This is a genomic window from Halomonas sp. IOP_14 (assembly GCF_021021315.1).
Lineage (GTDB): Bacteria > Pseudomonadota > Gammaproteobacteria > Pseudomonadales > Halomonadaceae > Vreelandella > Vreelandella titanicae.
The window spans coordinates 1-10,279 of sequence record NZ_JAINWD010000071.1 but is presented as its reverse complement, the minus strand read 5'-3'; the positions used below and the strand labels follow the sequence as shown (position 1 = coordinate 10,279).

General features: G+C 38.3%; 10 protein-coding genes and 2 pseudogenes. 7 read left to right on the top strand and 5 right to left on the bottom strand.

Annotated features, from left to right (window positions below):
• Window positions 1-33 precede the first annotated feature (33 nt).
• From K7H09_RS24685 to K7H09_RS23730, 5 genes are all read left to right on the top strand, one after another.
• Window positions 34-126, top strand: a complete 93-nt coding sequence (locus K7H09_RS24685) for a phosphoribosyltransferase-like protein (RefSeq protein WP_442908136.1) — start codon at window positions 34-36, stop codon at window positions 124-126.
• Between the two features lie 2 nt (window positions 127-128).
• Complete coding sequence (locus tag K7H09_RS23745) at window positions 129-2,123, top strand: ORC-CDC6 family AAA ATPase (protein WP_230806296.1); 1,995 nt, start codon at window positions 129-131, stop codon at window positions 2,121-2,123.
• Window positions 2,123-3,022: a hypothetical protein gene (locus K7H09_RS23740; RefSeq protein ID WP_230806295.1), complete on the top strand. Its 900-nt coding sequence runs from the start codon at window positions 2,123-2,125 to the stop codon at window positions 3,020-3,022. Before K7H09_RS23745 ends, K7H09_RS23740 begins: the two co-directional genes overlap by 1 nt.
• Window positions 3,019-4,329 carry a class I SAM-dependent methyltransferase gene (locus tag K7H09_RS23735; RefSeq protein WP_230806293.1) on the top strand — a complete coding sequence of 437 codons (1,311 nt, stop codon included), beginning with the start codon at window positions 3,019-3,021 and terminating at the stop codon, window positions 4,327-4,329. Before K7H09_RS23740 ends, K7H09_RS23735 begins: the two co-directional genes overlap by 4 nt.
• A 438-nt stretch (window positions 4,330-4,767) precedes the next feature.
• Window positions 4,768-5,610, top strand: coding sequence for a hypothetical protein (locus tag K7H09_RS23730; protein ID WP_230806290.1), 843 nt, complete (start codon window positions 4,768-4,770; stop codon window positions 5,608-5,610).
• Between the two features lie 253 nt (window positions 5,611-5,863).
• On the opposite strand, the pseudogene K7H09_RS23725 reads toward K7H09_RS23730, so the two are convergent.
• A pseudogene (locus K7H09_RS23725) lies at window positions 5,864-6,124 on the bottom strand (transposase); the annotation flags it as partial.
• 43 nt (window positions 6,125-6,167) lie between these two features.
• Here K7H09_RS23725 and K7H09_RS24680 point away from each other — a divergent pair.
• Window positions 6,168-6,332 (top strand): annotated as a pseudogene (locus K7H09_RS24680) (DUF808 family protein); the annotation flags it as partial.
• Between the two features lie 4 nt (window positions 6,333-6,336).
• Window positions 6,337-6,543: a DUF808 family protein gene (locus tag K7H09_RS24675; RefSeq protein ID WP_442908135.1), complete on the top strand. Its 207-nt coding sequence runs from the start codon at window positions 6,337-6,339 to the stop codon at window positions 6,541-6,543.
• Window positions 6,544-6,570: 27 nt separating this feature from the next.
• Here K7H09_RS24675 and K7H09_RS23715 read toward each other — a convergent pair whose 3' ends face one another.
• From K7H09_RS23715 to K7H09_RS23700, 4 genes are all read right to left on the bottom strand, one after another.
• The gene (locus K7H09_RS23715; protein WP_230806288.1) at window positions 6,571-7,206 is read right to left on the bottom strand and encodes a LuxR C-terminal-related transcriptional regulator; all 636 of its coding nucleotides are present in this window, start codon (window positions 7,204-7,206) and stop codon (window positions 6,571-6,573) included.
• A gap of 427 nt (window positions 7,207-7,633) precedes the next feature.
• On the bottom strand, window positions 7,634-8,779 hold the full coding sequence (locus K7H09_RS23710) for an MFS transporter (RefSeq protein ID WP_230806286.1): 1,146 nt from the start codon (window positions 8,777-8,779) through the stop codon (window positions 7,634-7,636).
• The gene (locus K7H09_RS23705) at window positions 8,776-9,468 is read right to left on the bottom strand and encodes an HAD family hydrolase (protein WP_230806284.1); all 693 of its coding nucleotides are present in this window, start codon (window positions 9,466-9,468) and stop codon (window positions 8,776-8,778) included. Before K7H09_RS23705 ends, K7H09_RS23710 begins: the two co-directional genes overlap by 4 nt.
• A 12-nt stretch (window positions 9,469-9,480) precedes the next feature.
• Window positions 9,481-10,279, bottom strand: a 799-nt coding sequence (locus K7H09_RS23700) for a beta-ketoacyl-[acyl-carrier-protein] synthase family protein (protein ID WP_230806282.1), incomplete at its 5' end; no start/stop codon positions are given.

Sequence of the window (10,279 nt, the reverse complement as noted above, 5' to 3'; positions counted from 1 at the left end):
GATGGCAGTGACTTTTTCAGAGCTTCCTTAGGCTTGACCTTTTCTTATGCGCATTCAACACCTAATGCAAGTCTTCCTTTGTATTGGTATGAGGATGAGAATTTCTCTCCTCTTGTTAGGAGATAGATATGAATAATGGCTTTTTAGATGTTACTAGTTTTAAGCACGCATTGACTAAAAATCGATCAGAGCACTTAGGTAAAGATGTCTGGAAAGATTTTGTAATTCCAAGATTTTTCAACAAAATAGATTTGTCTTCATCAATGTCTACAAGACTAGAAGGTGGCCGTGGAAGTGGTAAAACTATGTTGCTGCGCTACCTATCTTACCATAGTCAGTTTTCAAAATTTCGATCAGAAATTCCGGACGAAGCAATAAATAAAATAGGTTTATATTGGAAGGCAGATACGCAGTTCTTAAGGTTGATGCAAAAGAGAGGTGTTGACGAAGAAGAGTGGAAGACTTTATTTGATCACTATCTGAATTTGAAATTAAGTCTTGAAGTATTATCAAGCATAATTGTGATTGCAGAAAGTGCTTGCAGCTTATTAAAAATAGATGATGTTTATAACTCCCATATAGATGGGGTTAAGGATTTTGGTTTTCTCAGTGAAGATTTTAATTCAGTATATCGTGAAGTACAGTCAAGAATAAGAAAGAGTGAAATGGTTATTCATAATGTCAAAGGAGTTGAACATTTAGAAAAGCTTCCTGCTTCTTTCGTATTGACGGTCATTGAATCTCTTAAAATAGAGCTGCCTGTATTATCTAATTCTATGTATTCTGTATATATTGATGAGTATGAAAATTTACTTCCATATCAGCAAAGGGTAATAAATACCAGAATCAAACATTCAGAAGAGCCTTTGATTTTTAATATAGCAATTAAATTAAATGGTATGTCAGAAACATCAACGCTAAGCGATGAAAAGCTTGAAAATATTGCCGATTATGCAATAGTTAATCTCGATAATGAAATAACTGAGAGTGGATTTGATGTTTATGTTGCAGAAATATTTCTAAAGAAACTTGGAGAGTCTTCACCAGAAATAACAGCCTCTTTTGGTTTAGATCTCTCGATATGTTCAGATATAAAAAGAATAAGCGAAAGGTACGATATTCAATATGAAGTGAAATGTAAGGATGCGCTGACAAAAATTTTCCCTGGTAGAACTCATAATGACCTTGCCGAGGAGATATTCAATACTTCTCGATTTTACAATAAAATGAAATTTGAGATTGAGAGAGCCTTATCTTTAAAAGGAGCTGGTGATTATAGCTCAAAGGATTTTATTGATCCTCAATTCAAAAAAGCTTCTGTTATTTGTGCATCTATTTTATTCAGAAAGAAAATATCTCCAGATGAGGTTTTGGAAGAGTTAGTTAAATTAAAAAAAGGACAAGAAAATAAATTTACAAATAAAACTTCCTGGGAGCATAATTACTTTATAGGATGTTATTTGAGGCTAGTTCGAGCGGCAAAAGCCAGCAGCACTTTTTATTCAGGTTTTGAAGTTTACACAGTTCTTTCCGGTGGGAATGTTAGGCATTTTTTAGAACTTTGTAAATCTGCAATAAGTTTAATAAATGATCCTGGTCGACTTGATAATTTTATAGTCGAAAGGAAATTGCAGCATATAGCTGCAAGAAATACGAGTGAAGAGCTAGTTAAAGAAATACAGCGTTTCACCCCATTGGGCAATCAGCTTAATAATTTTGTAAAAGGCCTTGGGAAAGTGTTTCAGCTTTGCCAGGATAGAGAGTCTCAAAGTGAAACTGAAATCACTCACTTCGGAATAAAAAATGACATTGGATTACTGAAAGATGAAGATTATTTCTTCCTAAGTGAGGCAGAAAAGTGGGGGGTTTTAAAATCAATGCCATCTACAAAAAATAAATCAAGTGATGCGTTCCATACTTATGACTATATTTTGAACACCATTTATGCTCCTTTCTTTATGATTAGTTATAGGAAAGGTAGGAAAATAGATTTAGAAGCTACAGATATAAAGTTAATGTGTATTCAAGGCGAATCAGCAATAGGTGCTGAAATGAGAAAAAAACTCCGCTTAATTGATGTTAAAGATAATACATCTTATTTTGAACAGGCGAGTCTTTTATAATGAGTGTTAGATCAATTTGTTGTGATAAGGACATTAGCTTTCTCCAGAAATACTCTCATGGTGTTTTTGGATTAAATATTGATGAAAGATCTGAATATTCAATTCAGCATGTCGCTGATAACTCGCTTTTATCGCTAGTATTTACATACGATAAAAATGATTTAAATGTCAACGTGAATGGTAGTGTTGTAGAATGTCATGAGTTGTCTCTATATTTAAGTGAGCTTAATGTATTGAGTTTGTTGATAGATTCAACTAGTTTAGATGTTCCTGAGCTTGCATTGATACTTAATGCAGTAAAGGAATGTGAAATTAAGGATGTTCTGATTGTTTATTTTGAACCTGAAAATTATTCATCAAGTGACTCTGGGTCACTTAATGCAGAAGAATTTAACTTATCTGACGAGATATTAGGTTTTGAAGGCGCTGGTATACCAACTATTTCAATGCCACTAGAAGAAGACCGTATTAGGAAATTTATAGCTTTTGCTGGTTTTGAAGCTGGAAGGTTACAAAGTGCAATTGAAACGTATGATATTTCGTCTAGTGAGGCTAAGATTTTTTTTGGAATACCTGCTTTTAGGCCAGGTTGGGAAATGAAATCTATACGGCGTAATATCCATACTTTAAGTGAGCATTCTTTTGGGGGGAGAATTGGGTATTGTAGTGCCAATAATGTAACTGATGCTTTAAGAAGTTTGTATCGTATTAAGTTTGAAGAGGATGCTATGTTTTACTTGTTGCCTCTTGGAACAAAGCCAAATTCAATAGCAGCAATTATTTTCAAGATAGAAAATGACGAGAGAGTAAGAATATTGTATGATCAGCCTCAAAAGAAAGTTGGAAGAAGCCAGGGTGTTGGAAGACGGCATTATTATCACTATAGGATTGGCCAGTGAAATATTTCAGAACCCCATTTGAAATTGTTAAAATAATGAAAAAACATTTGCCAATTGCACAAATGAGAATACTCGAGCCTGCTGTTGGAGAAGGAGCTCTACTTGAGACTTTGAACCCTTTAAGAGTTGGTCGAAATGTTACTGCAATCGATATAGATCCCGCACGATTAAAAGCATTAAAATACACATACAAAAAAATTAATTTGATCAATGAAGACTTTCTTGAATGGTCTGAAAGATGCACATATAAATATGACCTTATAATTACTAATCCACCTTTTTCAGCAAAATCAAAAGATTGGATTTCGTATGAAAATAAAAAGATTCCTATCGAGTTATTGTTTTTTATAAAGTCAATAAAGCTTCTTGACTCAGGCGGCACTCTGATAGGGATTGTTCCTGATGCAATAATTAATTCTAGTAGTTTTAGTGAAGAGCGTATGGATATTATGCTCAATAATAAAATAACTTATGTTTATCAGTTGCCTAAAAGAGTATTTAAAAGTATTGAGAGTGGTTTTTTTCTTATTGTCGTAAAGAAAGGTGGGGTTACTAATAAAGTCACATTGAGAAGAGTCTGCGATAATGGTTGTGAGGAAATATTTGTTGATAGGCATGAGGTTGCCAAGAATAATTTTAGGTTAGATTTTTCTTTTTATTCAAGTGCTAGATTTTATAATGGTGGATTGTCAATCCATGAAAAACTACCATTGCAAAAATTAAGTGATTTCTGTGAAATAAAAAGAGGGGGAGTTAGAAATTGCTACCAAACCCATGGTTTGATTCATACATGGTCATTTAAAAATGGAGTTTGGGGGGAAGATTTTACTTTTTTAAATGACCGCGAAAATTACTGTGTAATGGTAAAACGTGTTTCCAGAAATGCACACTTGACGTTTGGTGTGGCAAAAAATAAAGATATAGTGAATACTACTGACTGTGTCATAATTATTTCCAGCTCTGAGGTTGATCCATTTAAACTTTTATTTTTTTTGCGTGTCTTCTATTCTAATTCTCACGGGGAAGACTATATGCTTAAAGGTACGGGGGCTAAATTCATATCAGTTAGTTTTTTAAATGATATTAAATATCTGGACATTTCTACTATTTATAGAAATGATTTTGAAAATTATTGTAATGCATTATTAGAGAGGGACTTTTTAACTTGTAAAGAAATTGAGAGTCACGTTTTTATTAGATTTTTCTCGCAAGATAAGGTTTTTTCTATTTTTGATGAGTCGTATATGAAAAATAGTGATGTATGTCACGAAGTTGAAAATTTAAAAAACACTTCGCTAATAATATAGCTGGTTTTGAAATAGCAAAATAAGCAGCATCAACTTTATAATTTTTTTATGAGGTTTAGGTTTTCTGAGCTATTAATGTTACATGATATTGGCCATACCCCCAGTGCCAGGATAAGTGTCGCAACCTCTGCTATTCTTCGATTTCAGCATTTTCTGCCACCCTGGTGCTCGGTCTTGTCCAGACGGGACGGGGTAATGTTGGGTGCCAGTAGTTGGTCATAATCAGGCACGATGATTATACCCAATGACTACCAATGAATTCTTATAAAAAGCAGCCAATACATTATCTGTATTTGATTAGTATCTTTCGATTTGTGCGATAACCTGTTTATAAAAATGCTCTGAGGTTTTACTCATTCCAAGTGACTGGCACCAGTGACATTTCGTTAGCCGAGCCATGAGGCAGACCGACGAAATCAATCAACATAGGGATAAGCTTTGAAAAATATAACTCTGTTCACTCTTTCCGTTAGCGCCTTTATCTTTGCAGGTTCTGTGGCGGCTAACCCCGCGGCCGAATACGATCATCCTGCATGCGTGCAAGAAAAAGTGGATGCCCATCTGGTGCTCTTCAGCGTATTAACGTTAGATAGATATTCCCTTGGAGATTACTACAGAGCATGCGCTCTTCCATACGATGAGGATGCCATATACCCACCTGCGCCTGAAGAGTGCATTGATGCAAAAATCGATTCATTTAGAAAGAGCGAAGGTCAGGAAACCCCCATTCGTCATGATGTCCTAGAAGAATGGCGCGTTGAGTGCTTAGACGATCAAGGAAGCTCGATAGACAGCTCTGCGGCTATTGATCAGGAAGCAGAACGCCAACGCGCTGCACAAGAGGAAAATGAACGACAACAGGCAGCTCAAGCCGAAAGAGAACGCCTACAGGCCCAAGAAGAGAGTGGGCGCGAGCTTCGAAATGCTATTGAGCAGAGTTTTGAACGGTCACGATTAGAAAAACAGCGCCAAGCTGCTATTGATGCGAATGCACCGACGATGCTTGAACGCCTTCAAGCGCTGGCTTCTTTGAGTTCGGACGTAGAAGTGGGCTGGAAAAGTAATGGCGTCACCACCTGGCTAGAGATCACGGCCATCGAAGACCGTGTTGTATTGAGAGACATTGTTGTGAATAGAGGGAATTGCAGAAGCACCGAAGCCAACCCGACTATTCGCTATGATTTTGGGGACAAGGCAAGGGTTAGTATTGGCTGCAGTGTGGACGCGCTTAGAGAAGTTGAAGTTACCACTAATCGAGGCACCTTCGTTTTTAATTTCTAATGGCTTGTGTTGGAATCCCATAACTGAGCGACCCAAAAAACGAAAGAATCCCAAACGAGTCATCTTTTATGGGTATTTATTGGTAGATAGGCACTCCTCGCTAGCCGATAGGCACAGAGGGTTGCCGATTACATTGATCTATGAAAATTGCCGAACCGGAGAAGACGTGGCCATAAGGTTGGGGTAAATAGCATGCAGCATAGTGAGGAAATATAATGAGCCTGTAAATAATTCTTTGTAACTGCCCACCCCATTACAGGTGACCGTCCAGGCGGTTACCGAATTCGATAATAAAGCGATTCAGTGCAGGCTTCCAATCCCGGATTGGCATAGTCCATTTCTTTGAGGCCTACTGGATCGCCAGGAACGCTACCTTCAGTGCTGAATCGTCACTTGGGAATAGCTTGCGGCGCTTGGTCGCCTTGCGGATAACGCTATTCATTGACTCGATGGCATTGGTGGTGTAGATCACTTTCTTGATGACTGGAGGGTAGTCGAACAGCGTTATCAGGTTATCCTAATGGTTGCACCAGGACTTGGTGGCGCTGTTGGTCAAGATGGATGATATCGGCCTAAGGCTTGCCCAGCAGGATAATGGGGGAATGCAGTCCCTGGGCCGTGGTCTGGTGACGGCCATGCCTAAGGTGTTAACGACCATCTCGGTCGTGGGAACCGTCGCCATGCTCTGGGTGGGTGGGCATATCCTGATGGTCAATCTGGGGGCCGATGGCACGAGTTGGTTCAACGCGCCCTATGAGTGGGTACACCATTCGAACCGATCTGATTCTGTCCGCCGAAATCATGGTGATTGCGCTTGCCACTGCCTGCCATCAGGGATTCTGGTCACAGCTGGCGAGCCTAGTAGTGGTGGCGTTTTTCATCACTATTTTGGTGTATGGCGTGGTGGCTGAGGTCTGCAAGCAGTCCCATTAAGTGATCTCCATTCTTGGAGCATTCCCCTTATATCAGCCCCATCGATGTCGCCTTAAACAATGCGTGCTTAACGGTATAGACATTCATCTTTTCAACCATATTATTGGTATGGAATCTAACTGTTCGCTCAGATAAGTCCAGTATAATGCTGATTTCGTTGTATGTTTTTCCAAACTTAAGAAGGTTGGCGACTTCTAGTTCTCGTAGAGTCAGCTCTTTATAGTCAGGTGTCTCTTGGTTCTTCTCAAAAATACTTAAAAGGTTATATAAATGCAGCTTCGCCATATCATCAAAATTTTTATTGAATTGAGATTCGGAGTTGTTAGTATAGACAGTTAAAATAGTCTTGGAGTTCCAGGTGTTTATAGAGAAAGATATTCCGAGAGATATGTTATATGTTTTTGTAAGATAGGTAATGTCTGAGTCGTAGTACTCTTCTGGTGACCACTTGAAAGGCGTTATGTGTTGCTTCGCTTCTTTAACTATGTCGCTTTTAATATACATTTTCCTATTTAGAAATTCAGTCTTCCACTCTTCTGGAAGGCTGGTTTCTAAATCAATTTCCATCCCGTTTCGGATAGTTAATAGCGAGTATCGATCCTCACCAAAATGCATTAAATACGACTTGAGCATGAGGCCTAGCCTGCTGTAACTATCTACCATGAGGTTTCACCATAGATGTCTTAGCTGATTTAATGGTACCGGCTATATCTTTTAATATAAGCCTAATATTAATTAATATACCGGTAACCTAGGTATTTTTCAAGGAAACCTAGCTACATTCTAAATTCAAGAACGCGAGGTGAGTGATATTGCGGTCATCGAGTGCCTAAATCGTCATCTCTTCGGTAATACCGGCATCAAGCTGCACGGCGACACGGCAGATGCCGGAAATGGTAGGCCATCGAGTGTGCTTTCAGGTAGGTCTCGTCGGGGTTGCTCGACAGAACCGTCGAATAGCTTTGTAGAAGCACGGGTGCTTTCACCCATAGTGGATGGCTGCTTGAAATTATGATTTTGCAGAAATGTATCGATTATAAAAGAGGTTACCATCCACCTTTTTAAAGCCTACCTTATAAGTTAGTTGGGTTTAATATTCGGCATACTTTTTCCTTTCAATAATTACCATCAGTAGAAATAGCCCTAAGCACATTGTCAAAACACCATTCCAACCGCTAGTTGTGTATACAATCGACGAGGTGAATCCACCTACGGCACCGCCCAACATGAAAAAGGTCATATAGTTGCTAGCTGCTTGTGCCTCCTTTCCCTTGCTTCTAGAATATAATTTCTTTTGGTTTGATACATGAATGAGCTGGATTAATGCATCAAAAAGTGCAGTGAATCCTCCTAGCCAAATTAAATTGTTTGGTAGTGCTATCGCGCATGCCAATAGTGCAATTCCAGTCATGAAAAGTCGGAGGCTTGTCTTGAATATCGATCCAGTTATAACAGGCGCGTAAATGGCAACAAGTGCTCCTAATACCCCCAGAAGAGAGAATAAGGCGATTTCTGTTGTAGAGAAGTCGAGTGACTGATCAAGGTAAGTCGCAATATTAGTCCAGAAGGCTGTAAATGAAAACATCGTTGCAAAGCCATAGAAACAATATAGTCGGACGCTTCTATTTTCTAAAGTTGCCATAATATTGCTGCGTATCACATTCAAGTAACTAATGTTCTTTTCTTTATTCTCACTATTAGGATTCATGTTTTTAAGGACAAAGCTTGCCCCCAAAAGCATAAGAAAAAAAGAAACTATATAAATGCCACGCCAACCTAAGAAATTTGATAAAATTCCCGATGCGAATCTAGATCCAATAATACCAAGAAGAACACCTCCCATAATATATCCAATGATATTCTCATGTTTTTTCTCTTTGTTATAAAAAGCAATTATCAAAGGAACAGAAGATGCGCCCACTCCTATGAGCGCATATCCTCCAAGGAGTATGTTGAAATTAGTCGAGAAATAGACCAAAAACAAGCCTGTACAGAGACATAGATAGAGGGCACCAATGATTTTTCTTCTATCTATTACATCAGCAACAGGAATAAATAAGATTAATGATAGAACATTTCCTATCAGTTGTGCTGTGAATAGATTGGTGCTTTGTACATAGGTAATTCCTAGAGATTCAGATATCATTAAAAATAAAGGCTGAATGTAATACATATTTGCGGCCGTGAGGCCACAAATAATGGGAATTGCAATAATAGTTAACTTGTCTTTTGTCATGACCAAAGCGTACCTCCAGTTAACATCTTATCGATGGAAAAGATATGGCCTTCATCTATATCTGAAAAATATTTGACCATATGTTTGACGCCAGTGCGTTGCATCCCCATAAGTTGAAAGTTATGATTCATTGATGCAGGTACACCGATAAATCCAGAACCAATAGATTTACAAGTTTCTGCAACACGATTAATGTCATCAATGAAAATAACCTCACTTGGATTGCAACAAAGGACTTCTTCTATAATTTGTAACATGCCAGGTCGTTTAGCATTAATATCAATATAGGGGGTTTCTGAGTCGAAGAGATTTTTATATTTTGATAAAAATCGATCAAAACTATATTCGCGATTCCTCCCACCATACGATATGACTTTTATGCCAAGTTTGTTAAATACCTTTAAAGGAATTTCTATTTTAGGCATAATCTCAACTGGGTGCTCTTCTAGATACTCTTCACGAAGCTTAAAGAAATCACTAATTACCTTTTCACCTGGGTGTGGTAACTTACATGCTAATGAAAGGTTGTGCCCAGCAGTGATCTGAGGAGAACCCCAGACAGAACGTTCGATCGAAGAGGTATATTCTACTCCATATTTTTCTACAAACTTCTTTATGACAGGGCTATATGTGTCGTTTAATAATACGCCATCTGTATCGATCGCAATATATTTTATATTCTTAAGCATGACCTATTCCTCTTATCCAAATATAAGTACTGCATTTTGTCCACCAAAACCAATTGATGAACTCATTACTGGTAATGAGTTGGAAGATTTAGTAGTTTCTATATTAATGTTTATCTTTATATCATCGTCAATCATATGGAGACCGGCTGTGCCAGGAATCGTATCTGTCTTTAGTGCTTGAATCGATGCTATTGCTTCAATTGCTCCTGAAGCGGCGAGTGGATGTCCTGTTACACCTTTTGTGGAGGCAACAGGAGCTGTTAACCCAAATATGTTTTCATATACTGTACTTTCTAAACGATCATTCAGACTGGTAGCTGTTCCATGAGCATTAATATATCCAATCTCAGTTGGCTCTATATTTGCGTCGGAAAGTGCCTTTTCTACTGCTTGTGTAAGACCTTTACCGCTGGGTGTAGGTGTGGTCATGTGATAAGCATCAGACGAGGAACCATAACCGAGTAATCTTGCATGTATATTTGCTTTTCTTTTCTGAGCTTGGCTTTCGCGTTCTAAAACAAGGAATCCAGCTCCTTCAGATATAACAAAGCCATTCCTTTCTTTGTCAAATGGTCTTATACTTCCTTCTCCTATGTTATTGCGAGAAAGAGCTCCCAACTTGGCGAATGCAGTCACTACGTTCTTTGTAATGGGTGCCTCCGATCCTCCTACGATTACAGTGTCGCATTCGCCGCTTTCTATCATTCTTTTACCACGACCTATCGCATCCGCGCCGGAGGCACACGCTGTGCTTAAAAAATATGAAGGACCAGTGATACCTAAGGAAGGTCTGAATAACTGCCGATATTCA